The following is a 26,163-nucleotide window of genomic DNA, read 5'->3' as shown; positions in this document are numbered from 1 at the left end:
CCGAACCAGGCCCTCGAAGGTTTCCTCATGGATTCCGGGGTCCGGCCGACCGGACCTCCCCGCTTGGAAACTGGCGAACGACCGCGCCAGCAGTGCGCGTGCGCCCTCGTGGCCGTGCCGCGCGATGAGATTGACGGCCATGTTGTAGCCGGGCCGGAAGCCGGAGTGCAGCGGGTAGGTGCGCCGGGAGGCCAGTGCCGCGACGGCCGCGAAATCCACTCCCGGTCTCCACAGCACGACGGCGTGGCCCTCCGTGTCGATGCCGCGCCGGCCCGCGCGTCCGGTCAGCTGCGTATATTGGCCCGCGGTCAAGGGAACCATGTCCTCGCCGTCGAACTTCTCCAGCCGCTCGAGCACCACCGAGCGGGCGGGCATGTTGATCCCCAGGGACAGGGTCTCCGTGGCGAAGACGGCCTTGAGCAGGCCCTCGGCGAACAACTGCTCCACCAGTTGCCTGCACGCCGGAAGCATTCCGGCATGGTGCGCGGCGATGCCCCGGCGCAGGCCCTCCCGCCACCCGGGGATTCCGAGCGCCTCGCCCTCCTCCCCGGTCAGCCCAAGGTCCGCGGCGTCGACGCGGCGAAGGATCTCCCGGCGTTCGCGGAGGTCCGTCAGCCAGAGTCCCGATCCGGTGCAGGAACGGACGGCCGCGTCGCACCCGGCCCGGGAGAAGACGAACACGATCGCCGGCAGCAGGCCGTCGCGGCCGAGCCGCTGGAGCAGCTGCGCCCAGGGCTTGGACTCCCGGCCGCGTTCTGCCGGGCTGCGTGACCGGTGGAACTGCCGGGTCCGGCCGCGCTCCTGCTCGTCGCCGGCGGAAGGTCGAGCCAGCGAGGCAGCATCGGGCAGCGCCAGCAGGTGGGGGTTGAGCGGATGCCCGTCCAGCACCGCCGGCGATTGCGGGTCGAGCTCGTCGAAGGCGACGGGCTCGGCGAACAGGTCGAACAGCTGGTTTCCGGCCATGACGTGTTGGAACAGGGGCACCGGACGGTGTTCGGACACCACCACGGCGGTGTCGCCGCGCACCGCTTCCAGCCAGGCCCCGAACTCTTCGGCGTTGGAGATGGTGGCGCTGAGGCTGACCAGCCGCACCGTCTCCGGGAGCTGGATGATGACCTCCTCCCACGCCGCTCCCCTGATCCGGTCTGCCAGGTAATGCACCTCGTCCATCACCACATACGCCAGTCGCTCCAGGCCCGGGGATCCCGTGTAGAGCATGTTGCGCAGCACCTCGGTGGTCATGACGACGACGTCGGCGTCCGGATTGACGCTGCTGTCTCCCGTGAGCAGGCCGATCCGGGCGCTCCCGTAGGCCGCGGAGAGTTCGGCGAACTTCTGGTTGCTCAGCGCCTTGAGGGGCGTGGTGTAGAACGTCCTGGTGCCCCGGGCGACGGCCAGGAAGGCGGCGAAGTCCCCCACCACCGTCTTGCCGGCCCCGGTGGGGGCCGCTACCAGCACCCCGCGGCCGGCCTCGAGCGCCGAGCAGGCCTCTACCTGGAACGGGTCCAGCTCGAAGCCCAGCCGATCCCGGAATTCCCGGAGCGTGCGGGCGCCGGCCGCGCCGACCGTGCCGGCCGCGCCGACGGTGCCGGCTTCAAGGCGTTCGTTGTCCGGCATCTTCCGGCGCTCAGGCGCCGATGACCAGGGAGCGAGGGGCGGCCTGCTCGGGGAACAGGTAGGCGCTGATGGCGTGCGCGATCTTGCGGCCGCCCTGGACGGAGGGCTCGATCGGATTCGCGTAGTCGGCGTCTTCGGGACAGATAAGCCTCAGGTCCACCAGCGCCAGCCCCCGGGCGAAGACGGCCCGAGTGATGTGGTCGTTGAACAGGGCGGCGGCCGACCGGATGATCCGCTGGTCGGGGCCCGACGGCGGGGTGTCGTAGATGGTGCAGGCCGCCGTCGGCAGCCCCGTGGCCGCGACCGCATCCAGCATCGCGGCATAGCCGGCGCCGAATCTATCCTGGGCATCGGCGAACATGGCCAGGGCTTCGGCCGCCCACACGGCCGGTTCATTGAGCAGGTAAGCGTAGCCGAGGGCGTCGTTCCCGCCCACGCTGATCACCAGGTGCGTGGCGTCCCGCGGGAGGGAGCGGAGCTGGCCGGCGACCCCGCTGATGACGGCGCCGTCGAGGGCCAGGAGCGTGGCCTGCCACCCGCGCGGCAGCAGCCCGCGAAGGTGCGTCACGACGTCGGGGCCGCCGGCAACATAGGCCGCGTTGTCGAACACCGAGTCGCCGAGCAGCACGACGTGGCCGGTGCTGCCGGGTGCGTCAGCTGCCATGTCGCCCTCCTGTTTCAGGGTCGGTGAGGCCTTCGGGACCGCTGGCGGGCACTCGGGCCGGTGAGCACACCTTATCCCCCCGCCCCGACCACCCGGTAGGTGCGTTCCCTATCCCCCTGGAGCAGGCCAGAGGACGAAAGGACCCGGGTGCCGTAGAGCGCACCCGGGTCCTTGAGCGAATTACTGTTCGTTAGCCGAGGTAGAGCACGTCCTCCAACTGCTCTCCCGCGGCGATCCGCTTCAGGATCGCCGGCTCGGCATCGTCCGAGGCAAGGGCGGAATCGACGACGGCGGCTGCCACCTCGGGCGCCAGCACCACCACTCCGTTCTCATCACCTAAGACGATGTCGCCGGGATTCACCGTGGTGCCGCCGATGGTGACCGCGACACCGAACTGCGACCGGCCGGAGCCGTGCCGCTTCGTGGTCAGGCAGGTGGTGCCGCGCGCGAAGACCGGCAACGCCCCGCCGTCGTCCACCGCCTGCAGATCCGTGAGATCGGTGACCGGTCCGTCCACCAGGATGCCCGCGGCGCCGCGGGCGCGGGCCGCGGCAGACGTGACCGCACCCACCGGGGCGTGGCTCCGGTCCCCGTTCAGGTCCAGAACCAAGACCTCGCCGGCGCGTAGCCGGACCAGTGCCTGGTTCACGGCCACGGCATCGGCGTCGGGAATCAAGGCGGTGGCGGCGATCCCGATCATGCGGACGCCCGGAACCATGCTCCGGATGTCCCCACTGCAGAAGCCGTCCTCCAGGAAGTGGCCGAGGGTGGGGAGGCTGACCCGGCCCAGTTTCCGCAGCAACTCATCCATGGTCTGCCCCTGGAACCACTGCCACGCATTCAATCTCCAGGGACACGCCCCACAGGCTGACGCACACCGAGGTGCGGGCCGGCCGGTGCGGACCGAAGTACTCGTCGTACACGGCGTTGTATTCCTCGAGCTGGTCCGCACTGGTCAGGTAGGTGTTCACCTTGACCACGTGCTGCAGGCCGCTGCCGGCCTCGATCAGGATCGCTTCGAGGTTCCGGATGGTCTGGCGCACCTGGTCGGAGAAGTTCTCCGGCTGGTCGGCCAGGCCGCCGGGCCCCGCCGGGATCTGCCCGGAGGTGAAGACAAAACCGTTCGCCACCACCGCCTGGGAGTAGGGCCCCACCGGCCCCACCGCACCCGGCGCTGCAGTGATGCGGCGAATGCTCACGATTCCGCCTTGGCAAATGCCTTCACCGTGTCCGTGTTGTCCACGGCGTCGATATCGCCGTGTCGGGTCTCCGTCAGGAGGTACAGCGCGATGAGGGAGAGGACCGCGGCGCCCATGATGTACCAGGCGATGGACGTGCTCTGGCCGGTGGCCGCCAGCAACGCCACGGTGATCGCGGGAGTCGCCGCGGAGCCCAGCAGGCCGGAGAGCATGTAGGAAACGGACAGGCCGGAGTAACGGACCTTGGACCCAAAGAGCTCGGCGAGGAAGGTCGCGATCGGTCCGTAGTTGGCGGAGAAGGCGAGCATCATCAGGCCGTAGGCAACGAAGAGCAGCGGCTCGGATCCGGAGTTGAGCAGCCAGAAGAACGGGAAGGCCAGGAGGGCCTCGGCGATGATGCCGGCGAAGATGATGGGCTTCCGGCCCACGCGGTCCGAGAGCCGGCCGAAGAAGGGGATGGCAACAAACGCCAGCGCGCAGGCGAACATGACCACCCAGAGCATCTTGTCCTTGGAGTAGCCGAGCTCCGCTGTGCCGTAGTTGACGCCGGAAGCGACCAGGAGGGTGAAGGTGCTGCCCGTGGAGAGGGTGGCGACGCCGCCCAGGATGACCTGCTTCCAGTAGCGCTTCATCAGGTAGGCGAACGGCAGCTTGGCCTTGGCCCCGGTCTCGCGGACCATCTGGAAGGACGGGGTCTCCTCGATGTTGAGGCGGATGTAGATTCCGACCGCAACCAGGACGGCGGAGAGGAGGAACGGGACGCGCCAGCCCCAGCTGAGCAGGGCCTCGTCGCTCATGCTCGAGGCCACGATGAGGAAGGCGACGTTGGCCAGCAGGGTTCCGATCGGAACACCGATCTGCACCATGGAGCCGAAGAAGCCGCGCCGGTTCTCCGGTGCGTGCTCGACGGTCATGAGCACCGCGCCTCCCCACTCGCCGCCGAGCGCCAGCCCCTGGATGAGCCGCAGCAGCAGCAGCAGCAGCGGCGCTGCCACGCCGATGGTGTAGTAGTCCGGCACCAGGCCGATGGCGAAGGTCGCCGCGCCCATGGTCATGAGTGAAATGAGCAGCATGGACTTGCGGCCCAGCCGGTCGCCGAAGTGACCGAACAGGATGGCCCCCACCATGCGGGCCAGGTAGGCCGACGCGAAGGTCAGGAACGACAGGATGGTGCCGACGGCGCCGTCGAGCTCGGGGAAGAAGATCCGGTTGAACACCAGCGCGGACGCGGTGCCGAAAAGAAACAGGTCGTACCACTCGACGGTGGTGCCGATGACGCTTGCCGTGGATATCTTCCGCATCTTCCGGCGGTCCAAACGGGCCGCGGCCGCGCTGGTGGGTGTCACATGCTGGGACATTGCATCTCCAATAGGGGTGCGAAGTGGTCGGCGGCAGGGCCGCATGCTCGTGCTGAGCGCATTCGAATCGTTTACCCACTATCCCGGCGTGTAGTGTGCCTCACAATCGCTAAGCACACACGTTTCAGACGCCGGGGCTGGGCATCTGCACACCCGCCCCGAGACAACCCCTACAGGCCCCCGGGGTTTGCCTCAGGCCCAGGCGACAACCGCGCGGGCCGCCTCCACGGGTTTCATCAGGTCAATGCCGGTGAGGTCCTTGAACCGCTTGAGCCGGTTCAGGATGGTGTTGCGGTGGCAATAGAGGTGCTCGGCGGTTTCGGTGACGCTCCCGTTCCGCATGAAGCTGAGCACGGTTTCTTCCAGCCGGTCGCGTTCGTCCGGCCGGCAAACCGCCAGTTGTGCCTCGAGCCCGGCCCTGACATCGATGCCGATCCCCGCCATCCGCAGGCGGGTCAAGCGGGTCCAGTCCTCACCTACGGTCAACGGCTGCTTGTCACTGCTGTTGACCAGATCGCTGAGCACCGCGGCGATCCTCGCCGCCGGCGTCAGTTCCCCGAGTCCGAGCACGGGTCCGTGCACCCCGCAGGGAACGGATGCCAGCGGTGCCGGGACCCGCACGCCGCCCAGGGTTTGCATCCCCTGCGTTTCGGGCCAGAACACGTACGTGTACTTGTCCGCCTGATGGAGGAAGGCCGGCGCCCCACGGTGTGAATAGGACGCGAGCTGACGCAGCGCCGCGGCGGCCTTCCCCTGCGCGGCGGCTATCCCGAACCGGCCATCCGGATTCACGTCGAACGCTGTGGCGAACCGATTCCGGGTCTCCGGCAGCTGGCCCTCCGGCCCGAACAACGCGGCCACGAACTCGTGCCGCACGCCCGCTTCCTCCCGGGCCATGAGGATACGCTCGGCGAGATAGCTGGAATGGGCGGCGGCGGCATAGTCGTCAACCACCTTCCAGACGGTTTCCACCCGGTTTGTCAGCATGGCGGCGTCCTCGGGGCCCGACAGCTCCAACAGGCTGCCCCAGACCACCGGAAAGTCGAGACGCACGGCGGAAATCAGCGCCTCCGGCGGCACACCCTGGCGTGCCCGGCGGGCGCCCAGTTCCTCCGCAAACCTCAGCAGGCCTGGATAGGAAGCGGGTTCCTCCAGGCAGTCCAGGATCAGCTCGAGGGAACCTGCCGCCGTCGACTCCAGATCGTCGTGGCCGACCAGATCCTGCGCGTAGCCGGGGATGCTCCGAACCCGCCGGACGAAATCCGCCTTCAACGCCCCGGCCTGCTGCCGCAGCCGCGCCACCAGACCGGCCCAGGCCCGGTCGGACGTCTCGCCAAAGACTGTGTGCATGAGCACAGTCTAAACGCGCCAAAGGGGTTGGCTTCAGCTAGTTACTTCGCAGTTCGCGGCTGCCAGCATGGAACGAGACAAAGACCGAAGGAAGGGAACAGCGTGAGCACTACAGCCATGCCGGAGGCCGGCAGGTCCGGCAGCGCAGGCAGCGCCGGCGCCGGTATCAGCGCGGGACATCTGATCGTGGCACAGCTCGAGGCCGCCGGGGTGAAACGCGTCTACGGCGTCCCGGGCGAGAGCTTCCTCGACGTCCTGGACGGCCTGCACGATTCCTCGATCACCACCGTCGTCACCCGCCATGAGGGAGGCGCCGGGTTCATGGCGCTGGCCGAGGGCCGGTTGACCGACCTTCCCGGCATCGCCATGGTGACCCGCGGGCCCGGCGCGGCGAACGCGTTCATCTCCGTCCACACCGCCTACCAGGACGCCACTCCCCTGGTGCTCTTCGTCGGACTCATCCCGGTGGCCGACCGCGGACGTGAGTCGTTCCAGGAGTTCGACATCAACGCCTGGTTCGGCAGCACCGCCAAGAAGGTCTTGGTCCTCGACCATGCAGCCTCGGCAGCCGCGGTCGTGGACGACGCCATCCACACCTCCCTCAGCGGCCGGCCCGGCCCGGTGGTCATCGGTCTCCCCGAGGACGTCCTCACCCACCTGGTCCCGGGCGGCGTCCCGGTGACGCCGCGAGCCTTGGCCCGCACGGCCCCGTCGTCGTCGGCACTGCAGGAATTCGGCACGAGGCTGGCACAGGCCAGCCGCCCGATGATCGTGGTGGGCGGCGAAAGCTGGACGCAGGAGTCCGGCGAGGCGCTGGCCAGGTGGGCGGCCGGGCGTGGAATCCCGGTGGCCGCGGACTTCCGCGCCTACGATGCCGTGCCGCACCGGCTCGAGGGCGGCAACAGCTACGTAGGGTCGCTCGGCTACGCCCGCAGTGATGCGCTGGCAGCGCGGTTCGACAAGTCGGATCTGCTGGTGTTCATCGGCTGCCCGCGCGCCGACGTCCTTAGCGACGGGTACACCGCCGGCCTGGATGCCGAGACCGTGGTAGTGATGCCCGGCGACACGCTGGGGCACTTCGGGCGCCTCGACCAGCACATCGTGGCCGATCCGATTGCGTTCACCGAGGCCCTGTCCGGGCTGCCGGAGACCGGCGCCGCCGAGCCGTCCTGGCTGCCGGATGCCCGCGCCGAGTACGAGCGCTTCAGCTCCCCCGTGCCGCTCGACGGCGGCCGCGGCGTGGACCTGAACGAGTGCATGACGGTGCTGCGCGAGGAACTGAACGACGACGCCGTCATCACCTACGGCGCGGGAAACCACGCGCTGTGGCCGGCACGCTACCTGCCGCACTCGGCAGCCGACTCGCTCGTGGCACCGCGCAACGGCGCCATGGGGGTCGGCATCCCTGCCGCCGTGGCGGCCGGATTGATCTTCCCCGGCCGGCAGGTGGTCTCCGTGGCCGGCGACGGCTGCTTCCTCATGAACGGGCAGGAATTCGGGACGGCCGCGGCGTACGGCAGCGCGCCGGTGGTCATCGTGGTGGACAACGGGTGCTTCGCGACCATCCGCGAGCACCAGGAGCGCAGCTATCCGGGCCGGCCGTCGGGCACGGAGCTCACCAACCCGGACTTCGCGCAGTGGGCCCAGTCCTTCGGTGGCTACGGCGAACGGGTGGAGCGGACAGCTGATTTCCGCGATGCCTTCCGCCGCGCCGTCGACAGCGGCAAGCCCGCCCTGCTGCACGTGCTGCAGGACCCATCCGTGCGGTCACCGAAGACCGGAGAACAGGAGGACGCGCGATGAGCGGGCTGGATTCACACGACGACGCACGCTTCTTGCGGGACTTCGAGGCGCTGAGCGGGTTCGGGGCGACGGAGAACGGCGGGGTCCACCGGCTGGCCGGATCGGCGGCGGACGGCGAACAGCGGCGCTGGTTCACCGAACTGCTGGAGTCGAAGGGCTTCCGCGTGGAGTTCGACCAGATAGGCAACCAATTCGGCCTGCTGGAGTTGGTGCCGGACGCGCCGTATGTGGTGGTGGGCTCGCACCTGGACTCCCAGCCGACCGCGGGTAAGTACGACGGCGCCTACGGGGTCCTCGCCGCCGCGCACGCCGCGTTCCGGCTGGCGGCCGAATGGCGCTCCTCGGGCACGGTGCCGCGGCACAACCTGGCGGTCGTGAACTGGTTCAACGAGGAGGGCGCGCGGTTCAAGCCCTCGATGATGGGCAGCTCGGTCTACACCGGAAAGATGACCGCCGCCGCCGCGTTGGCGGTGGAGGACCCGGCTGGCATTACGGTCGCGGAAGCGCTGCAATCCATCGGCTGCCTCGGGTCCGGCACGGGGCCGGCGGCGGCCTACTGCGCCGAGATCCATATCGAGCAGGGCCGGAGCATGGAGCGCGACGGCGTGACGATCGGCCTGGTGGATTCGAACTGGGCGGCGAACAAATACGAGTTCGTGGTGCACGGCGAGCAGTCGCACACCGGCTCCACGGTGATTGCGGACCGGAAGGATGCCCTGCTGGGGGCCTCGATGCTGGTGGTGGCGGCGCGGGAAATCGCGGACCGGTTTCCCGGCGTCCTGCACACCTCCGTGGGCCAGCTCGACGTGTATCCGAATTCTCCCGTCGTCGTGCCGTCCCGGGTGAACCTGTTGCTTGACCTGCGGTCTGCCGACGAGGCGGTACTGGCCGAGGCCGACCAGATGCTGCACGAGCGGATGCTTCAGATCGAGCGGGCCGCGAACGTGCGGATCGACAAGGGCGGCTCCCACTGCTGGCCCGTGACGCCGTACCAGCCCGAGGGCGTGGAACTGGCCGAAAAGGCCGCGGTCGACCTCGGCCTTTCCTACCGGAAGGTGAAGACCCTGGCCGGGCATGACTCGACGAACATGAAGGACATCGTTCCGACGATCATGCTCTTCGTGCCCTCGGTCGAGGGCATCTCGCACAACGAGCACGAGTACACCAGGGACGAGGACGTCGTGGCAGGCCTGCACATGCTCACGGACGTGGTCCGGCGCCTGTGTCACGGGGAGTTGGACCGCGCGGAATAGTCGGCCCGCGCTCTTTGTTGACGTGTCCATGAAGATTGAGATCTGGTCCGACATTGCCTGCCCCTGGTGCTTCATCGGCAAGCGCCGCTTCGAGACGGCCCTGGAGGGCTTCGAACACAAGGACCAGATCGACGTCGAATGGCGCAGCTACCAGCTCGACCCCACCCTGCCGGAACACTATGACGGCACCGAGACCGAGTACTTGTCCCGGATGAAGGGCATGCCGCAGGACCAGGTCAAGCAGATGTTCGGGCACGTCACGGCGCAGGCCGCGGGCGAAGGGTTGAACTACGACTTCGACTCCGTGGTGGTGGCCAACAGCTTCACGGCGCACCGCTTCCTGCACCTGGCCAAGGAGCACGGCGTGATGGACCAGGCCAAGGAAGCCCTGCTGTCCGGCCATTTCGAGCAGGGCAAAGACATTGGCGACGCCGAGTATCTGGTGGGCATCGGCGTCGAACTGGGCATTCCCGAGACGGAGATCCGCGAGACGCTGGCGGGCGACCGCTTTGCCGCGGAGGTCCGTGCCGACATCGCCGAGGCCCGCGCGCTCGGCGTGAACGGGGTGCCGTTCTTCGTGCTGGACCGCAAGTACGGGATTTCCGGGGCGCAGCCGGCCGAGGCGTTCGCGCAGGCGATTCGGCAGGCGTGGAACGAGCGCAGCCCGCTGACCGTGCTGCCGCAGTCGAAGACCGACGACGGCGCGGTGTGCGGCCCCGACGGCTGCAACTGACCGAACCGGACCGGAACCGGCGGGCTGCTTCCCGAAGCGGCCCGCCGGTTTTCTTGTGTCCTATGCCTTATCTTGTGCCTTGCGCGCTGCCGGGCGGGCCGTCGAGCACGGTGGGGACGTACTCGAGCAGCTGGAGCCGACCGTCGAAGGTCCTGCTGTCCACCATCTCGAGCGCGACGTCCGGGTAGCCGTCGTAGATCCGTTCCCGGCCGGTGCGGCCCGTGATGACGGGGAAGATGACCAGCCGGAACCGGTCCACGAGGCCCGCGGTCAGCAGCGACCGGCACAGGCTGAGGCTGCCGAGGGTGCTGAGCTGCCCGGTCCCGGTGCGTTTCATCTCAGCCACGGCCTCGACGGCATTCCCGGTGACCAGTTCCGAGTTCGGCCAGGTCAGCGGCGCCTGCAGCGTGGAGGAGAAGACGACCTTGGGCACGGCGGCGAGGCCGGTCAGGCTGGCGCCCTCATCTTCGGAGAATTCCGAAGACCCGGCCGCGGCCTGCTCGGACATGCCCGACATCAGCCGGTAGGTGTTCGCGCCCAGGAGGAAGGTGTAGTCCTTCTCCCCCTCCTGCTCGAGCCAGGCCAGATACTCCGGGCCCTCCAGCCCCCACCAGCCGGGCCAGCCCACGGCCGAGGCATAGCCGTCCAGCGAGATGATCAGGTCCACCATCAGGTTCGCAGATCGCGCCTGCGCAGTTGTCTCGCCCATCGCACGCTCCTCGCTCTGCCCGGCGCTTGGCCGACATGTTACTCCCGAAGCGATAGGTTGTTGAGGGTGTTCCGGGCGCCCAAGCGCCCGGAGCGAAGGTCCGCTTCCCTGAACTGTGGCGGTCGCTGTCCCCTTGGGCGACCGGCGAAGCACCCTGGCTGCACCCTGCGGTTCCATCCGCGTGTGCAGCGCATGTACTGATTGGCCGGCCGACGCTTCGGCCCGATTGAGAGGACCGATAGCGGGATGAATCAGCAACCGACGAGGCTGTGGACCAAGAACTTTATTCTGGCCATCGTCGTCAACCTGTTCATCTCCCTGGTCTTCTACATGCTGATGACCACGATGGCGCTCTACGCCGTGGACCGCTTCCAGGCATCCGACACCGCCGCCGGTTTCACGTCCAGCGCGTTCGTGCTCGGTTCGGTCATTGCGCGGATCTTCGCCGGCCGGCTGCTGGACGTCGTCGGCCGCCGGAAGATGATCCTGGCGACCATGGCCGTGTTCGTGGCCGCCTCGCTGCTGTACATTCCCACCGGTTCGCTGACCTGGCTGCTGGTGCTCCGCATCGTGCACGGCATGGCCTTCGGCGCGGGCACCACCGCGGTGGCTGCCTCGGCGCAAACCCTCATCCCCCACACCCGGCGCGGCGAGGGAACCGGGTACTTTGGCCTGTCCACCACGCTCTCGACCGCGGTGGGTCCCTTCGTGGGCGTGCTGCTGGCGGGGCTGGGCAACTACGACGCGATGTTTTACTTCTGCGCCGCCGCCTCCGTGGTTGCCCTGGTGGTGGCCCTGTTCCTGCGGGTGCCGGAACTGCCGGCCGTGAAGCGATCCGGTCGGTTCCGGATGAGCCTGAGCGATATTTTCGAGACGGCGGCCCTGCCCATCTCCTGCATCATCCTGCTGGCCGGGACTTCCTACTCCGGCATCCTGATCTTCCTGACCTCCTACGCGGAGTCGCGGGGCTCCACCTCCGCGGCCAGCGTCTTCTTCCTGGTCTACGCGGGGGCGGTGCTGGTCTCCCGCCTGTTCGCCGGCCGGATCCAGGACCGCCGCGGCGACAACAGCGTCATGTACCCCACCCTGATCTCCTTCGTGCTGGGGTTGGCGCTGCTGATCCCGGACCCCAGCCTCCTGACCATCATCGGCTCGGCGATTTTCAGCGGCATCGGCTTCGGCACCATCATGTCCGGCGCCCAGGCGATTGCGGTGAAGGTGTCGCCGGCCATGCGCATTGGCACGGCCACGTCCACCTTCTTCCTGGCGCTCGACCTCGGTTCCGGGCTTGGCCCCATCCTCCTGGGCACGCTGGTTCCGGTTCTCGACTACCCGGGCATGTACGCCCTGCTGGCCGTGGTGATGGTGCTGACCACCCTGCTCTACTTCTTCGTGCACGGCCGTTGGAAGGGTGCCGCCGGCGCCGTCGGCGCCTAGGGGCGCAGCGCGGCGGCGGTACCGCAGAACGGTGCCGCGGGCCTGACGTCGCGGCGGTGAGGGCGGGCGGCACGGCGGGAGCTGCGTGTCGCCGACGGTGCGGTACTCGCCTTGGCCAGGCACCGACGTCGTGCTGGAAGCGCTACTCCTGCTCCGCTGGTTCGCTGGGGGTGGGCGACAGCCGCGGGCAGCTCAGCGTCCCCGGCGTCTGGTCCACCCGGTTTGCCGGGACGAGTTCCTTGTAGCCGGCGCCCACCACCACGTCCACGCTGTCATCGGCGCGGTCGTCGGCCACGTATTCCGAGTCAGGAATATTCCGTTGGAGATTGAAGGCGTTGGCTTCGCCGGCCTTGCCTGACACGACGACGGCGCTCATCCCGTAGACGCTCAAGGTCTTGTTGCCGACGGAACCGATGTCGTAACCGCGGTCGGACAACGCCGCGGCCACCTTGCTGCCCAGGCCCTCCAGCTGCGTGCCGTTGTAGACGTTGAGCCGGAACGAACCGTTGTCCGGGTAGTCGTAGGTGCCGGTCGGGCAGGTGACCGCTTCCAGGGGCGGCGGCGGGCCCCAGCCGGGAACCTTCAGGTCGCCGCGGGCGACGGCCAGGGCCGCGAGCGCCGCGGCGATGACCAGGCCGACCAGCAGCACCAACACCACCCCATGCAGGATCCGCCGCTGGTAACTGTGCGGCTTCTCCACATTGCCGTCCTCGACGAAGACGCGGTCCAGATCCTCTTCGGTGATGACGCGCTGGCCCTGCCAGCTCAGTATCTGCTTGGGCTTGCGTCGGGGTGGCGGCGGGATGCTGGGTTCAGTCATCGACCACCAGGACCCGGGCATGCAGCACGGCCCTTTGGTGAAGCGCCGTGCGGACCGCGCGGTGCAGTCCGTCTTCCAGATAAAGGTTCCCCTGCCACTGCACCACGTGCGGGAACAAATCCCCGAAGAACGTGGAGTCCTCGGCCAGCAGGGCATCGAGGTTGAGCGTCGACTTGGTGGTGATCAGCTCGTCCAGGCGCACTTGGCGCGGCGGCACCTCGGCCCAATCCTTGGGGCTGACGTGGCCATGTTCGGGGTAGGGGCGGCTGTCGCCCACGGCTTTGAAGATCACGAACCCAGCCTAAGGAAGTCGGCCCGCGAAGGAAACGCGCGCCACAGCGTGCCGCGGACCCGTGGCCAAAAGGTTACTGTCCGTTTGCCGCTCGTGTCGGGGCTATTGCTGCCTGCTGCAGGCCGCCGTCTCCCGCCTGTCAGGCCGCGGTGATGGGCACTTCGCGGGTGCCCACGGTCTCGCCGGTGATCCAGTCTTCCCACTCGACCCGCAGCCGGTACTCCCCCCGCTCCGGCGGGTGCAGCATCACGTCGTACCGCTCGGCCGCGCCGAAGGCCAGCACGTCGGTCATGAGCGGGTATCCGGCCTCCCGGCAGGTCGGTGAAGGCGCCCCCGGTACGGAGGTGTCACGGAACGGCCGTCCGTCGTGCGCGATCAGCTCGGCCATCCGCACCGGCTCCCCGTCCATGGCCGTGAAGTACATGCGGTTGGGAAGGTAGTTGGCGTTCAGGATGCGCAGCAGCGTCGGCTTCTTCTCGCCGCCGGCCACGTTGGCCCGCAGCGCCGACAAGCTCCACATCCGGTTGTCGCCGGAGCGCCGGCGAACCAGCTCGCCGCCCATCAGGTAGAAGTGCTTGGGCTCGAACCGGTTCAGCCCCACGTCTTCGCCGGAGAGCCCGGCCGCATGGTGCATTTCGTGCCAGCGCGGATCCAGCGAATACGGGATCAGAATGGACTCGGTGTCGACGTCGTACTCCGGCCCGTCCACGAACGCCCGCCGCGCTCCCGGCGTCACCGGGTAGTCGGGGTGCACCACCGGATCCACGATCACGGGGCCGAACATTCCCATCTGCGCGTGCAGCACGGTGTTGACGTGGCAGTGGTAGAAGTAGGTGCCGGCCGCGCCGTAGTTGGGATCTCCGGGCCGGCCCGGCTCCGGCGCCCACTGGTAGGTGTACGTGCCGCCGATCTCGAAGGACGTATGGCCGACCCCGTCGTTGCGCGGGTCGGGTTCCAGCCCGTGCCAGTGGATGGTGTGCGGCCCCATCGAGGGATGCACGGTGGCGTGGAAGATCTGCCCTTCCAACGGCCGGATCAATGGGCCGGGAAAACCGCGGCCCGACTCCCGCGAGTCGAAGCTCCACATCTCGAACACTGCGCCGTCGTCGAAGCGCAGGTCCCGGTTGAAGACCTCCAGGTAGACGGACGAATGCGGCGTCTGCCGGAATTCCGTGACCGGGCGGTCCAGATCCAACTGGTCGGAGCTGAAGTCGACCTGGCTCCGAAAGCGGTGGCGCGGGCGGCCGTCGTCGTCAGTGGGGCTCGGGCTCGGCGTCGGCTGCGCGGGTTGGGTGGGTTCCCCGGTGGGGGACGACGTCGGTGCCTCCGTGGGCTCGCCCGTGGGGGACGGCGTCGGTGCGGCGGTGGGAGTGCCGGTGGGCGAGGCGGTCGGTTCAGCCGTGGGCACCGCCGTCGCGCTCGGTCGCGGCGTCGCCGTAGGCTTCGGTGTCGCCGTGGGCTTGGCCCCGCCCCCGCCCGTGCGGTCGTCGTCGTCCTTCTTCTTGCCCTTTTTCCGGTCCTCCTCGCGCCGACGGGCAGCTTCCTCCTGCTTGCGCTCGGCCTCGGCCCGCTTGCGTTGCTCTTCGGCACGTTTCGCGGCCGTGCGGCTGTCGGAGCGCAGGGGCACTCTCGGGTTGCTCATCATCCCTCCCCGGGAAGCGGTGCCTTCAAGTTCCAGTGAGCCACCAGCCCGCCCGGATACAGGCCGCCGGCGGCAGTTTGCGAGGGCTCGGCGTGGCAGTGCATCGGGTACTCCCAGTCGGTGGTCCGGGCGTACCAGACCGGATCGAGGGCATCCGGCGGCCGCTTGACCGGGATGATGCAGTCCTTTCGGTCCATCGGTTGCAGCTCCACCACGTCCTCCCACTGCTGCAGCACCACGTGGCCCTGCTTGTCCACGTACCCCTCGCGCCGCGGCCAGTGGTAGTTGTTCCGCCGCACGGTCCACAGGTGGTTCCCGTGGAAGTGGATCTGGTGGTACACGATTCCGGGGTTGATCAGCCGCACCAGCTGGCCGCCGCGGAGGGTGCCGGCCGTGGTGCCTTCGCCGAACTGGCGCACATCGAGCTGCCGCGGATACCCGGAGACCAGGGTTTCCTCGTCGCTGGCCACGTTGAGCGCCTCGTTCCGGGTCATGGCCAGCGACTCGTAGCCGCTGCGCCCGTTGAGCGTGAAGTACCGCGGCACCGCCTTGGTCTGCAGCGGGTCGACGGTGCCGCCGGCGGCCTCGATGGCCGCCCAGTTCGACTCCACCGCGTGGCAGATCCACACCCACTGCCGTTCGAAGCTGGCCCGGCCGGGCGTGATGTCCCACTGGTGCCCGGGATCCATCACCAAGAGCGCGCCGAAGAGCCCGAGGGTCCGCTCGACCGGCGCGTTGGTCGGGTCGCTGTAGATATACGAGCCGGCCGGCGGGCACGGCAGCTCCAGCAGTGCCCTCCCGCCCGGCGCAATCGGACCGGTCCGCGCGTCCTCGTGGCCTGGTCCGACGTCGTGCAGGACAAACTCATGGTCCCTGGCCAGCCGGTTGTGCACCCGGAAGCGGAGCGTCGAACCCACCTCCGCGATGATCGTGCGCGCGGGGAAGTAGCTGGCCCAGTAGTTGCGCCGGATGAAGTACTGCCCGGGGTTCGCCGGGTCCGGGCCGTACGGCTGCGGAGTGCCGCGCGGCGGCAGCGCCGCCCCCAGCGGATAGCTCCGCGACTCCACCAGCCGCCCGTCGGCGGTAAACACCTCGGGCGCCACGGCCAGGCTCGGCGAGGCGTCCCGCAGGCCGGTGGGCCGGTCGCCGAAACCGCGGTGGTAAACCAGCGAGTCGTCCACCATCTTCAGGTAGCCCTCGTTGATGTAGAGGTCCAGCACGCCGGGGACGGGCACGACGGCGGAGGGCCGCGCCCCGGTGGCGACGGCCCGGGCGGGGCTCCTCCGCCCAGCCACGGTCGCCTGGGCCGATGCCGCGCCGCCCAGTCCGCCCAGGGCCAGCGCGCCGAGCCCGGCGGCGGCCCCGTATCTCAGGAAGTTCCAGCGCCCGACGCCGGCTGTCTCCTGGGAATTCTTTGGCATCCGGGGCTGCGCGCCTTCGGTGCCGGTCCCATCCGAGGCAGCGCTGCCTGACGCAGAACTACTCGAGGCTGCGCTCATCGTGCGGCCGTGGTCCGGCTCCGGCACGTGCTCAGCCATGATGTCCGCCCTCGTCCAGCCAGCCGGGCCTGAGCGCCACCCGCGGCAGTTCGAGCCGCAGCGGCGCCGCGTGCAGCCACGGATCCGTAAACTCCGCCGACAAGCGCTGCGAGTCGGCCGGCACCAGGAAGCTGATCCAGAAGCGCTCGGCACTCCAAGCTGCCAGCGCCACGGCCTCCCCGGAGTCCCGGTTGGTCACCGTCGGACCGCCGTCGCCGACCCTCAGCCGCAGCTGCCCGGGGGCGAACAGCACCGCGTCCTCCGAAGCGTTCTGCACCTCCAGCTCCACCAGCAGGTGGTCGCCCCACGTCATGTTCGCCGGTTGTGGCGCCACCGCCATGATCGGGCCGTGGCCGGCGTGCCCGGATCCACCCGCGGCACTCCCCCGGCCTTCCGCCCCGCCGCCCGTAGGCGGCCCCGCCGCAGCGGAGGTCTCCGCGCCCGTGGCGGGGACACCGCCGTCGTACGCCAACCGATGCTGGCGCTCCGCGGACACCAGCCGCACGCTCCCGAACGACGTCTGCACGCCTCCCGACCCGACCGTGCCGGCCTGCAGGTGGCTGGCCGTGAGCAGGCCCGCGCCTCCCGCCACGCCGGCGATGCCGGCCCCAACAAGTACCCCAAAAACACGCCGCGAGAGACCGGACGGCAGGCTCGCGCTGCTGTCCGGCCCCGGCACGACCGCGCTATCCCCATAGAGCGTCGTCATTGCCTTACCGCTTTCCCGCTCCCCCAAACCTGTAGGCACCCATCCTTGCCGGGCGGGCTTGGGAAAAACTGGTGGGATGCGAACGGCCGTGCCACCCCGTCATACTGGGACCATGAGCCTCACAGCCGGTCTCCCTGCCCGCCCGGAGCAGCCGCCCATCGGCCTGCTGCTGGACGTCGACGGCCCGCTTTCATCGACGGTGACCCGGACCGTGCCGGCGGAGATCATCCACTCACTGCTCGTGATGGCCAAACGCGGCTGGCCGATCGTGTTCAACACCGGACGGTCGGACCAGTTCATCAAAGAGCAGGTGATGGAGCCGATGCTGGCCGCCGGGATGCCGCCGGAGGTGCGCTGCTATGCGGTGTGCGAAAAGGGCGCCGTCTGGTTCAGCTTCACGGCGGCCGGCCCGGGCACGATCCATGTGGACCATGCGCTGGCTCCGCCGCAGGAGTTCGCCGCCGAGGTGCGCGAGCTGGTCCGCTCCGGCTATTCAAGCCACATGTTCTTCGACGAAACCAAGCGCGCCATGGTCTCCGTGGAGCAGGTGGTGGGGACGGAAAACCGGGAGTACCGCCAGGTGCAGGAAAAGTTCGACGCCGAGGTGCTGGCTTTGATGTCCAGATTCGGCATGGGTGCCACGCGCCTGGATCAGCACCTGCCGGACAGCGACGACCAGATTGATTACCGGGTGGACCCGAACATCATCGCCACCGACATCGAGTCGGTGCAGCTGGGCAAGGACCTGGGCGCCGAGCGGGCGCTGGAAATGCTGGCCGCGGACGGCGTGGTGCCGCACGCGTGGCGGACGATGGGCGATTCGCGCACCGACTACGCGATGTCCGACCTGCTGCACCACAACGGGCATGCGGTGCTGCACGTGGACGTCCGCCCCGACGACGGGGTCCCGCAGAAGCCGTACCCGGTTCTGACCGCGGCGCACCTGGGCTTCCCAAAGGCCGTGCACGAAGAGGCCGGCGCCGCGTTCCTGCGGACGTGGGCGGCGATCGCGCAGACGTTGTAGGGCTTCCCGCGTTGGCGGTCCCGCCGTCAAGCCGTAACACGGCGAAATACGGGGCGCATTCCACGCCGATTCCGGCCGCGAGTCAAGCGAAACTGTGCCGCCGCAGCAAAACGTAACGTCCGTAACAATTGACTCCGGGCCCGATGCTAGTCTGCCTTCCATGAACGCACTTCAGGGGAGCATTCCAGTACTCGACATGAGCACCGCCCGCCTTGCGGACGGCAGCTTCAACCCGGTCTTCATCGACCAGTTGCGCGACGCCGCGCACCGCGTCGGGTTCTTCCAGATCACCGGTTACGGCGCCGCCGAGGGCCAGGTAGCGGAGCTCTTCGACGCGATGAAGCGCTTCTTTGACCTGCCGCTGGAAGAGCGGCTGAAGCTGGACAACCGAAACTCCCCGCAGTTCCGCGGCTACACCCGCATGGGCACCGAGCGGACCCAGGGCCGCGCCGATGCCCGCGAGCAGCTGGACTACTCGCCCGAGAGCGAGCCGGTGGCCGACTACCCCGAGGACCAGAAGTACTGGCTGCTGCGCGGCCCGAACCAGTGGCCGGATGCCGTGCAGCCCGACCTGCGCGAGAAGGCCATGGCCTGGGCCGAGCTGATGTCCACGGTGGGCCATGACCTGCTCTCGGCCATCGGCGTCGGGCTGGGCCTGCCGGAAGACTACTTCGACGAGCCGTTCGCCGGCACCCCGCACTGGATGGGCAAGCTGGTGCACTACGTGGGCGGCGTGGTGGAGGAAGCCGGCGACCAGGGCGTGGGCGTGCACGCCGACTACGGCTTCGTCACCCTGCTGCTGCAGGACATGGTGGGCGGGCTCGAGGTGCGGCCGCCGGAGTCCGATGAGTGGCTGCCGGTCGAGCCGATCGAGGGTGCCCTGGTGGTGAACCTGGGCGAAATGCTCGAGGTCGCCACTGACGGCTACATCACCGCCACCGTCCACCGCGTGCAGGCTCCGCCGCCCGGCGTGGACCGCTACTCGGTGCCGTTCTTCTGGTCGCCGCGCCTGGATGCCGTGATCGACCCGGTCCCGCTGCCGGACGAGCTCAAGGCCGAGTCCCGCGGCCGCACCGACGACCCGACCAATCCGATGCTCTCCAGCTTCGGCGCCAACATGCTCAAGGGCCGGCTGCGCGCCCACCCGGACGTGACCGAGAAGTTCTATCCGGAGCTGCTCGCCAAGAAGTAGGCGCGGCAGGTCGCCGGGGGGCTGGGGCTCCGGCCCGCCAATTCCGGGCCCCAAGACTCCGGGCCGCCGGTTCCGGGCCGCCGGCTGATGTTTCCCATGGTGTGTGCGGCGCTCGGCGTCGCACAACCCATTCTTCTCGGTGCGGGCTCTGCCCACCCGGTGCGCGCCCGTTCGCGCTCGCCCATAATGGGCTGTGTGGGCAACATCCTGACCCGCTGGCGCGAAGAACTGCGGGGCACATTTTCCGGGCAGAGCGACACGATCCCGCAGTGGGAGCTGGACTTGGAGAAAGGCGACGACGCGGGCTATTTCGCGCCCGATTCGGCCGTCTGGGCGGTTCACGGCTCGATGCATACTCTGGTTGCCGGCATCCGTTCGCTGCTTACCCAGACGCTGCATCCCGGCGCGCTGGCCGGCGTGCATGACTTCTCCGCCTACCGGGATGATCCGCTGCGGCGCCTGGCCAATACCATCCGGTGGATTTTCACCGTCACTTACGGCGACACCGCGGCGGCCCGCTCCGCCTGCGACCATGTGTTGCGCCTCCATGAACGCGTCCGCGGAACCTACACCGACTCGGCCGGCGGACAGCAACCGTACTTTGCCAACGACCCCCACCTGTTGCGGTGGGTGCACCTGACCTTCACGGACGCCTTCGTCACCGCGCACCTTGCCTACTGCCGACGGTTTCCGGGTGGTCCGGACCGCTATGTGGCCGAATGGGCCAAGGCCGGCGAGCTCATGCAGGTCTCGGACCCGCCCCGCACTTATGCGGAACTGCGCGCCCAACTGGCCGGCTTCGCCCCGGAGCTAGCCGCGTCGCCCACCATGGAGGAGACGGTCGCGTTTGTCAGGCGGCCCCCGCTGCCCCGCTCGCAACGGCTGGGTTACCGCATCCTGTTCGCCGCCGCCGTCGAAACGCTTCCCGAGGAGCACCGCCGCCTGCTGGGGCTGCGCCCGACCACTCCCCTGCCGCTGCGGGTCCTCATCAAGCCCGCCACCCGGCTCGTCCTAAGCGTCGTCCGGCTGGGGCTGAGCAAGACCGGGCCGAGCGAAGCCGCGGCGCGCCGCCGCCTCGCCCGGCTCGGGCAGCAGGCCTGACGGAGGACCCTGATAATAACTTCCCATGTTTCAAACGGGCCCTTGAACAGACCCGCAGGCCAGGGGCTTTTGGGTTCTCCGAAACGTGGGAAGTTAGGGCTATACATGGGCAGATGCTGACCGATCCGCGGCTGGTTAGCCGGTAAGAACCCCTCGTCCGGCCGTGCGCTGCGCCTCGCGACCGGCCGTGCGCTGCGCCTTCGCGACCGCCCGCGCGCTGCGCCTTCGCGACCGACCGGCATGGCGCTGCGCCTTTATAATCGGCCTTGCGCTTCAACGCCAGCGGCCCCGGTCTGCAGTGCAGATCGGGGCCGCTGGGTCTGGCGGAGGATGGGGGATTTGAACCCCCGAGGGCGTGAACCCAACACGCGTTCCAGGCGTGCGCCATAGGCCGCTAGGCGAATCCTCCAGATGCTTGCTCACAAGAGCAGATACCAGAGTACCCGAAAGCGGCCCCATGTGCCGAATCGGCAGGAGTGCAGGAAAGTGGGCGCGGGAGTCCAGAAAGCTGGGGCCGAGGACTCCAAGGGGGCCGGGGCGCGGGAATCCAGGGAGCCGAATTCGGGAGTCCATGTACCTCAACCCAAGCCTCTAAGGGGCCTGAGGTTGGGCGACCTGGCCTCCTCCAGAGACGGCCGCCACCCCTTCTGTACGGGCCCAAAAATCGAATCCGAGACCGCGCGGGTAACACCGCCGTTTAGCTCTGGAAGGCTGCGACCGGCAGTGGCAAACTTACGCCATGGGTGAGGTGAGGGGCTGGGGGCAGCCCCTTTTCTAAGGGGACTAAACAACATGGCCACCGGTACAGAGTCAGCGGTAGGCAGCGTGCCACCGGCACGCATTGTGGACTGGCTGCTGGCCGGGGATGCGTCAATCCGGTTCCAGACCCTGCGTGATCTCTGCGACGCGCCCGGAGGCGAAGTGGCGGCCGCGCAAGCCCAAATCGCCGACTCCGGCTGGGGTGCCCTGCTGCTCGAGGCGCAGGATTCGGACGGCAGCTGGGGCGGCGGCCTCTACAACCCCAAATGGACCTCCACCATGTTCACCCTGCTGCTGCTGCATTGGCTCGGACTCGCCCCGGGGCACCCGCAGGCCGTGGCCGGCTGTCGGAGGCTGCTGGACGGGGCAGAGTACTTCGACGGCGGGCTGACCTACGGCCGGCACCAGGACCGGGCCGAGAACTGCGTCACGGCCATGGCTGTGCTGGTCGGCTCCGAGCTGGGCCAGCGACTCGGCGGCGATCCACGGATCGACAAGGCAGTGTCGTGGCTGCTGGCCGAGGAACTGGACGACGGCGGTTGGAACTGCGAGCCCCACAGCTCACCGACCAAGCACGCCTCGTTCCACACCACCATCAGCACGTTGGAGGCGCTGGCTGCCTACCGGCACAGCGGCGGTGCGATCAAGGTGGAGGTCGCCGAGGCACGCGGCCGCGAATTCCTGCTGATGCATTCGCTCTACCGGTCACACCGGACCGGGGCCGTGGCGCATCCTTCGCTGTCCCAGTTCCGGTTCCCGCCGCAGTGGCACTACGACATCCTGCGCGGCCTCGAGTACTTTCGGGCCGAGGGCTGCCCGCACGATGACCGGATGTCGCCCGCCATCAATGTAGTGGCCCACGGACGGCGCAGCCCGGGCAACTGGGGCGGGTACCGCCCGTATCCGGGGCGGATGTGGTTCCGCTGGACGGCAGAGGACATCGGCCGCTGGGCCACGCTGCGGTGCTCCCGCGTGCTGCGCTGGTGGGATGCTCCCGACCCCGTTCCCGACTCCGCCGCCGGCTCCCCGACGACCCCCGGCGGGTGACGGGCGCCTGATTTCGGGCCGCCGTCCGACGTCAGGTAGACTGTTCGTCGGCCCCTCATGCGGTGTCATCCTGTGAACTCCCCCAGGACCGGAAGGTAGCAAGGGTAAGCGGGCTCTGTCAGGTGCATGAGGGGTCTTTACTTACCCCCATGCTGCCTATCCCCAGCCCGGCCGCTCCGGCGTGCACCGGCCCAGTTTCAACCGATAGGGTTTGATCGTGAGTACAGCCCTTTACCGTCGCTACCGCCCGGACACTTTCGCGGACGTTATCGGGCAGGAACACGTCACCCATCCGCTGATGGCGGCGCTGCAGAAGAACCGCGTCAACCACGCGTACCTGTTCTCCGGCCCGCGCGGCTGCGGCAAGACCACCTCGGCCCGCATCCTGGCCCGCTGCCTGAACTGCGCGGAGGGCCCCACCCCCACCCCTTGCGGCACCTGCGACTCCTGCGTCGAGCTCGGCCGCGGCGGACCCGGCAGCCTCGACGTCATCGAGATCGACGCCGCATCCCACGGCGGCGTGGACGACGCCCGCGACCTGCGCGAGCGGGCCACCTTCGCCCCGGTGCGCGACCGCTACAAGATCTTCATCATCGACGAGGCCCACATGGTCACGTCGGCCGGCTTCAACGCCCTGCTCAAGATCGTCGAAGAGCCGCCGGAACACATCAAGTTCATCTTCGCCACCACCGAGCCGGACAAGGTCATCGGCACCATCCGCTCCCGGACCCACCACTATCCTTTCCGGCTGGTCCCGCCGGAACCGCTGATGCAGTACCTGGAACTTCTGTGCCGGCAGGAGAACGTTCCGGTTGCTCCGGGCGTCCTCTCGCTCGTGATCCGGGCGGGCGGCGGTTCGGTCCGCGACTCGCTCTCCGTGCTGGACCAACTGATGGCAGGCGCCGGACCCGACGGGCTGGACTATGAACTGGCCGTTTCCTTGCTCGGCTACACGCACGCCTCCCTGCTGGACGACGTCGTCGACGCCTTCGCCGCGGGCGACGCGTCCACCGTGTTCAGCGCAGTGGACCGCGTGGTGCAGACCGGCCACGATCCGCGCCGCTTCGTCGAGGATTTGCTCGAGCGCTTCCGCGACCTGATCATCGTGCGCGCCATGCCGGAAAGCGCCCAGGCGATCCTGCGCGGCGTCCCGGAAGACCAGATCGCCCGGATGCAGACCCAGGCCAACCAGCTGGGCGCGTCCGAGCTCTCCCGGGCCGCGGACATCACCAACCAGGCGCTGACCGAGATGACCGGCGCCACCTCCCCGCGCCTGCACCTTGAACTGCTGTGCGCGCGGATCCTGCTGCCCGCCGCCGACCAGGGCGAGCAGGGCGTCGCGGCTCGGGTGGACCGGATCGAGCGCCGGCTCAGCTACGGCGGGGCCCCGGTTTCCGCACCGGCAGCCGGCCAGGCGCAGGCGCCCGCCGTGCACGCCGCCGCAGAGCCCCCGCTCTCCGGGCCCGAAGCCGCGCGCGCCGCGCTCCGGGGAGCCAACGCGCAGAAGGCCGAGCCCGCCCGCCCGGACGCCGAGCGCCTCACTCCCCCGCGGGTGAGCACCACCGACTGGCCCCGCGAAGACCAGCAGGGTCCCGCCTCCCCCGCCGCCAACAACTCCCAAACTTCAGGCCAGCCTGCCCAACAGCACGACGGCGGAGCTCCCGCTGCCTCCGGGGGTACGGCACCTGCGGCGGCGGGGACTTCCGGATCTCCGGATGGGACCGGCACCGCGGCCGCAGCCGAGGCCGGCACCCAAACTCAAGCGTCTCCCGCCCAGCCGCCTTCCGCTCCGGCATCCGCCAAGGATTCCAGCCGTCCGACCGTCCCGTCGTCGGTGTTCGGGAATCCGCGGGACGGCGGCAGGCAGGACGCCGGCGTGCAGGTCCCCTCCGATGCGGCCGGCCAGCAGAACGCTGCTGCCGGCTCCTCCGGCGAAAGCGCGGCCGACTGGGGTGGCACCTGGGGCGCCATGCCGGAGCCGGCTCCGACACCCGAAGCCCGGCGCCCCGCCCCGCCGGCCGGAGACCACGCCCGTGGATCGGGCCAGCCGGCTCAATCTCCCCGGAATACGGCAGTGCCGGCAGCGGCAGCCAACGAGCAGCCGCAGGCACAGGGCCAGCCGGCGCGGCAGCCCGGCTCGTATCCGCAGGCACCGGCAGCACCGCAGGCTCCGGCCCGCCCGGAACCGGTGACACCACAGGCGCAGGCCCCGGCCCCGGCCCAGCCGCCGGCCCGACCGGAACCGGTTGCACCACAGGCACCGACCCCGGGACAACAGGCTCCGGCGCGTCCGGAACAGGCCGCACCGCCGGCGCACGCTCCTCGTCAGGGCCAGTCCGGCCCCCAGGCGTCCGGGCAGATCGAGATGATCCGCCGCGCCTGGCCGGAGATCCTGACCACGCTCAGCGGCATCCGCAAGGTGACGTGGATGAACGTCAGCACGAATGCCTCGCCGCTCAGCCTCGACGGCACGGCGCTGACGCTCGGCTTCAAGAACCAGGGGTCCGCCACCAACTTCAACAACGGCGACCACGCGGACAACGTGCGCCAGGCCATCCAGCAAGTGCTCGGCATCGACCTGCAGATACAAACCGTCGAAGACGCGTCGGTGACAGCGGGTGAGTCAAACCCAAAAGTACCTACTAGCCGGCCGCAGCCGGCAGACGGAGGTTGGTCCGCCAACACCGCTGCGGTAGGTGCGCCCGCGCCGGTTTCAGGACAGGTTGTTGGGCAATCTGATCATCGGCAGTCGGCACAGGCCGCAGCCGGGATGGCTGGCTCGGGCTCGGCGCCTTCTCCGTCTTCGGCTGCACCGGCGATGCCGGCCGACCCGGCCGGGTCGGAGATGTCGACTGGCTCCGCAACGTCCGGCTTGTCCGGTGGTTCTGCGATGTCGGGGGGATCCGGTGTATCCCCTGCCTCGGCTGTTTCCGGTCCGTCTGCCCCCAGCGGGGTCTCCGCGTCCACCGGCCTTTCAGCCGCAAGCGGGATGTCGGCGGCCACCGCCGCCTCGGCCCACAGCAGTCCCTCCGCGGACTCAAGCCTCTCGGCTCCCACCGCCGCTTCGGCCCCAAGCGGCATGTCCGCGGGCTCAAGCCTCTCGGCGCCCACCGCCGCCTCAGCCCCAAGCGGCATGTCCGCGGGCTCTAGCCCCTCGGCACCCAGCGCTACCTCCGCCGCGTCGGGGGCATCAGCCCCCAGCGGCTTCTCCGGGGCCACCGCAGCGTCAGCGCCGTCGGCCGAATCGCCGAACAGCGCCTCCGGCAACGGCCAGCGGCCGCCTGCCCTGCCCGGGGAGAAGCCGGTGTTTGCGAAGCTGGCCGAGCGGATGGCCGCCCCGGGGGCTCCCACCGCTGTCCCCGTGGCAGCCGGTGCGCCATCGGCCTCGAACCACTCCGGCTCGGGGCTGGCCGGCTTCCCCGCCCCCGCCCCCACAGCACCCGCAGCTCCAACAGGTCCAGCAGCTCCTGCCTCTCCAGCAGGGGGAATCCCCGGGGCTGCCGCCCCACCGAACAGCCAGCCCGCCGGCGCCCTGTCGGCACCACCAAGCACTCCCGCCCCCTCCGCCCCGGCACAGGCTTCTCCGTACGACGACATCCCGTACGCGAACGACGAACCACCCGCCGAGGAATGGGAAACGACGCCGGACCGGCAGATGCCTGGGCAAAAGCGCAGCCGCTACCAGCAGTTGCTGGACCAGGCGAAGGCCACACGGGCGACATCGGCCGCCGCGGCGCCGTCCCCGGCAGCCCGTGACCTAAACTTGAAGTACGTCGAGGACATCCCCAGCGAAGACGACGAGGCCATCGAAGATTCCGGACTGGTGGGCCGCGCTGCCATTGAAAGGCTCCTCGGCGGACGCCTGATCGAGGAACGAAGCCTCGACGGTTCCTAACCGCCCGCGGAGATTGAAGGT

20 protein-coding genes, 1 tRNA gene, 1 other RNA gene and 1 pseudogene are annotated in these 26,163 nt (G+C 69.2%); 10 read left to right on the top strand and 13 right to left on the bottom strand.

Annotated elements, in window-relative coordinates:
* Positions 1-51 precede the first annotated feature (51 nt).
* The 6 genes and pseudogenes from AC5RVV_RS14450 to AC5RVV_RS14425 form a co-directional block, all read right to left on the bottom strand.
* Positions 52-1,617 (bottom strand): annotated as a pseudogene (locus tag AC5RVV_RS14450) (DEAD/DEAH box helicase); the annotation flags it as partial.
* Between the two features lie 10 nt (positions 1,618-1,627).
* Positions 1,628-2,281 (bottom strand): GDSL-type esterase/lipase family protein, encoded by a 654-nt coding sequence (locus AC5RVV_RS14445; protein ID WP_494002083.1) that lies wholly within the window; start codon positions 2,279-2,281, stop codon positions 1,628-1,630.
* Positions 2,282-2,471: 190 nt separating this feature from the next.
* The gene (locus AC5RVV_RS14440) at positions 2,472-3,092 is read right to left on the bottom strand and encodes an RraA family protein (protein WP_494002082.1); all 621 of its coding nucleotides are present in this window, start codon (positions 3,090-3,092) and stop codon (positions 2,472-2,474) included.
* Entirely contained in the window at positions 3,085-3,480 is a 396-nt protein-coding gene (locus AC5RVV_RS14435) for a RidA family protein (RefSeq protein WP_494002081.1), read from the bottom strand. The genes AC5RVV_RS14440 and AC5RVV_RS14435 overlap by 8 nt, the downstream gene beginning before the upstream one ends.
* Positions 3,477-4,838: an MFS transporter gene (locus AC5RVV_RS14430; RefSeq protein ID WP_494002080.1), complete on the bottom strand. Its 1,362-nt coding sequence runs from the start codon at positions 4,836-4,838 to the stop codon at positions 3,477-3,479. The genes AC5RVV_RS14435 and AC5RVV_RS14430 overlap by 4 nt, the downstream gene beginning before the upstream one ends.
* Before the next feature lie 192 nt (positions 4,839-5,030).
* Positions 5,031-6,188 (bottom strand): RsbRD N-terminal domain-containing protein, encoded by a 1,158-nt coding sequence (locus tag AC5RVV_RS14425; RefSeq protein WP_494002079.1) that lies wholly within the window; start codon positions 6,186-6,188, stop codon positions 5,031-5,033.
* Between the two features lie 117 nt (positions 6,189-6,305).
* Here AC5RVV_RS14425 and AC5RVV_RS14420 point away from each other — a divergent pair, with 117 nt between their 5' ends.
* Genes AC5RVV_RS14420 through AC5RVV_RS14410 form a run of 3 tightly spaced genes read left to right on the top strand, consistent with a single transcriptional unit; the run spans position 6,306 to position 9,977 of the window.
* The gene (locus AC5RVV_RS14420) at positions 6,306-7,991 is read left to right on the top strand and encodes a thiamine pyrophosphate-dependent enzyme (protein ID WP_494002343.1); all 1,686 of its coding nucleotides are present in this window, start codon (positions 6,306-6,308) and stop codon (positions 7,989-7,991) included.
* A complete protein-coding gene (locus AC5RVV_RS14415) occupies positions 7,988-9,244 on the top strand; it encodes a M20 family metallo-hydrolase (protein ID WP_494002078.1) in 1,257 nt (418 codons plus the stop codon). Before AC5RVV_RS14420 ends, AC5RVV_RS14415 begins: the two co-directional genes overlap by 4 nt.
* Before the next feature lie 28 nt (positions 9,245-9,272).
* Complete coding sequence (locus AC5RVV_RS14410) at positions 9,273-9,977, top strand: DsbA family oxidoreductase (RefSeq protein WP_494002077.1); 705 nt, start codon at positions 9,273-9,275, stop codon at positions 9,975-9,977.
* A gap of 67 nt (positions 9,978-10,044) precedes the next feature.
* Here AC5RVV_RS14410 and AC5RVV_RS14405 read toward each other — a convergent pair whose 3' ends face one another.
* Entirely contained in the window at positions 10,045-10,686 is a 642-nt protein-coding gene (locus AC5RVV_RS14405) for a dihydrofolate reductase family protein (protein WP_494002076.1), read from the bottom strand.
* 246 nt (positions 10,687-10,932) lie between these two features.
* Here AC5RVV_RS14405 and AC5RVV_RS14400 point away from each other — a divergent pair, with 246 nt between their 5' ends.
* The gene (locus AC5RVV_RS14400) at positions 10,933-12,123 is read left to right on the top strand and encodes an MFS transporter (protein WP_494002075.1); all 1,191 of its coding nucleotides are present in this window, start codon (positions 10,933-10,935) and stop codon (positions 12,121-12,123) included.
* A gap of 142 nt (positions 12,124-12,265) precedes the next feature.
* On the opposite strand, the gene AC5RVV_RS14395 is transcribed toward AC5RVV_RS14400, so the two are convergent.
* From AC5RVV_RS14395 to AC5RVV_RS14375, 5 genes are all read right to left on the bottom strand, one after another.
* Entirely contained in the window at positions 12,266-12,943 is a 678-nt protein-coding gene (locus AC5RVV_RS14395; protein WP_494002074.1) for a LytR C-terminal domain-containing protein, read from the bottom strand.
* The gene (locus tag AC5RVV_RS14390; protein ID WP_493977152.1) at positions 12,936-13,235 is read right to left on the bottom strand and encodes a type II toxin-antitoxin system VapB family antitoxin; all 300 of its coding nucleotides are present in this window, start codon (positions 13,233-13,235) and stop codon (positions 12,936-12,938) included. The genes AC5RVV_RS14395 and AC5RVV_RS14390 overlap by 8 nt, the downstream gene beginning before the upstream one ends.
* A 139-nt stretch (positions 13,236-13,374) precedes the next feature.
* Positions 13,375-14,877, bottom strand: coding sequence for a multicopper oxidase domain-containing protein (locus AC5RVV_RS14385; protein WP_494002073.1), 1,503 nt, complete (start codon positions 14,875-14,877; stop codon positions 13,375-13,377).
* Entirely contained in the window at positions 14,877-16,298 is a 1,422-nt protein-coding gene (locus AC5RVV_RS14380) for a multicopper oxidase domain-containing protein (RefSeq protein ID WP_494002072.1), read from the bottom strand. Before AC5RVV_RS14380 ends, AC5RVV_RS14385 begins: the two co-directional genes overlap by 1 nt.
* A 109-nt stretch (positions 16,299-16,407) precedes the next feature.
* On the bottom strand, positions 16,408-17,124 hold the full coding sequence (locus AC5RVV_RS14375) for a hypothetical protein (RefSeq protein ID WP_494002071.1): 717 nt from the start codon (positions 17,122-17,124) through the stop codon (positions 16,408-16,410).
* Between the two features lie 112 nt (positions 17,125-17,236).
* Here AC5RVV_RS14375 and AC5RVV_RS14370 point away from each other — a divergent pair, with 112 nt between their 5' ends.
* From AC5RVV_RS14370 to AC5RVV_RS14360, 3 genes are all read left to right on the top strand, one after another.
* Positions 17,237-18,148 carry a Cof-type HAD-IIB family hydrolase gene (locus tag AC5RVV_RS14370; RefSeq protein ID WP_494002070.1) on the top strand — a complete coding sequence of 304 codons (912 nt, stop codon included), beginning with the start codon at positions 17,237-17,239 and terminating at the stop codon, positions 18,146-18,148.
* A 160-nt stretch (positions 18,149-18,308) separates the two neighbouring features.
* Positions 18,309-19,340 carry an isopenicillin N synthase family dioxygenase gene (locus AC5RVV_RS14365; protein WP_494002069.1) on the top strand — a complete coding sequence of 344 codons (1,032 nt, stop codon included), beginning with the start codon at positions 18,309-18,311 and terminating at the stop codon, positions 19,338-19,340.
* A 186-nt stretch (positions 19,341-19,526) separates the two neighbouring features.
* On the top strand, positions 19,527-20,441 hold the full coding sequence (locus tag AC5RVV_RS14360) for an oxygenase MpaB family protein (RefSeq protein WP_494002068.1): 915 nt from the start codon (positions 19,527-19,529) through the stop codon (positions 20,439-20,441).
* Between the two features lie 321 nt (positions 20,442-20,762).
* Here AC5RVV_RS14360 and AC5RVV_RS14355 read toward each other — a convergent pair.
* Positions 20,763-20,850: transfer RNA gene (locus tag AC5RVV_RS14355), tRNA-Ser, on the bottom strand.
* 383 nt (positions 20,851-21,233) lie between these two features.
* Between AC5RVV_RS14355 and AC5RVV_RS14350 the strand changes: the two genes are divergently transcribed.
* The 3 genes from AC5RVV_RS14350 to AC5RVV_RS14340 all read left to right on the top strand — a co-directional run bounded on the left by AC5RVV_RS14350 (position 21,234) and on the right by AC5RVV_RS14340 (position 26,142).
* A complete protein-coding gene (locus tag AC5RVV_RS14350) occupies positions 21,234-22,247 on the top strand; it encodes a prenyltransferase/squalene oxidase repeat-containing protein (protein WP_494002067.1) in 1,014 nt (337 codons plus the stop codon).
* A 46-nt stretch (positions 22,248-22,293) separates the two neighbouring features.
* An RNA gene (gene ffs, locus AC5RVV_RS14345) (signal recognition particle sRNA small type) lies at positions 22,294-22,389 on the top strand.
* A gap of 69 nt (positions 22,390-22,458) precedes the next feature.
* Positions 22,459-26,142: a DNA polymerase III subunit gamma and tau gene (locus AC5RVV_RS14340; RefSeq protein ID WP_494002066.1), complete on the top strand. Its 3,684-nt coding sequence runs from the start codon at positions 22,459-22,461 to the stop codon at positions 26,140-26,142.
* Positions 26,143-26,163 lie beyond the last annotated feature (21 nt).

It is taken from the genome of Arthrobacter sp. MDT2-34-1, assembly GCF_059091365.1.
This window is presented reverse-complemented; position numbering and strand designations above follow the sequence as displayed.

Coding starts and splice junctions, on each gene's coding strand:
- AC5RVV_RS14395 (WP_494002074.1), bottom strand. CDS start 12,943: ATGACTGAACCCAGCATCCCGCCGCCACCCCGACGCAAGCCCAAGCAG.
- AC5RVV_RS14415 (WP_494002078.1), top strand. CDS start 7,988: ATGAGCGGGCTGGATTCACACGACGACGCACGCTTCTTGCGGGACTTC.
- AC5RVV_RS14375 (WP_494002071.1), bottom strand. CDS start 17,124: ATGACGACGCTCTATGGGGATAGCGCGGTCGTGCCGGGGCCGGACAGC.
- AC5RVV_RS14445 (WP_494002083.1), bottom strand. CDS start 2,281: ATGGCAGCTGACGCACCCGGCAGCACCGGCCACGTCGTGCTGCTCGGC.
- AC5RVV_RS14400 (WP_494002075.1), top strand. CDS start 10,933: ATGAATCAGCAACCGACGAGGCTGTGGACCAAGAACTTTATTCTGGCC.
- AC5RVV_RS14370 (WP_494002070.1), top strand. CDS start 17,237: ATGAGCCTCACAGCCGGTCTCCCTGCCCGCCCGGAGCAGCCGCCCATC.
- AC5RVV_RS14405 (WP_494002076.1), bottom strand. CDS start 10,686: ATGGGCGAGACAACTGCGCAGGCGCGATCTGCGAACCTGATGGTGGAC.
- AC5RVV_RS14430 (WP_494002080.1), bottom strand. CDS start 4,838: ATGTCCCAGCATGTGACACCCACCAGCGCGGCCGCGGCCCGTTTGGAC.
- AC5RVV_RS14380 (WP_494002072.1), bottom strand. CDS start 16,298: ATGCCAAAGAATTCCCAGGAGACAGCCGGCGTCGGGCGCTGGAACTTC.
- AC5RVV_RS14385 (WP_494002073.1), bottom strand. CDS start 14,877: ATGAGCAACCCGAGAGTGCCCCTGCGCTCCGACAGCCGCACGGCCGCG.
- AC5RVV_RS14350 (WP_494002067.1), top strand. CDS start 21,234: ATGGCCACCGGTACAGAGTCAGCGGTAGGCAGCGTGCCACCGGCACGC.
- AC5RVV_RS14365 (WP_494002069.1), top strand. CDS start 18,309: ATGAACGCACTTCAGGGGAGCATTCCAGTACTCGACATGAGCACCGCC.
- AC5RVV_RS14440 (WP_494002082.1), bottom strand. CDS start 3,092: ATGGATGAGTTGCTGCGGAAACTGGGCCGGGTCAGCCTCCCCACCCTC.
- AC5RVV_RS14420 (WP_494002343.1), top strand. CDS start 6,306: ATGCCGGAGGCCGGCAGGTCCGGCAGCGCAGGCAGCGCCGGCGCCGGT.
- AC5RVV_RS14410 (WP_494002077.1), top strand. CDS start 9,273: ATGAAGATTGAGATCTGGTCCGACATTGCCTGCCCCTGGTGCTTCATC.
- AC5RVV_RS14360 (WP_494002068.1), top strand. CDS start 19,527: ATGGGCTGTGTGGGCAACATCCTGACCCGCTGGCGCGAAGAACTGCGG.
- AC5RVV_RS14425 (WP_494002079.1), bottom strand. CDS start 6,188: ATGCACACAGTCTTTGGCGAGACGTCCGACCGGGCCTGGGCCGGTCTG.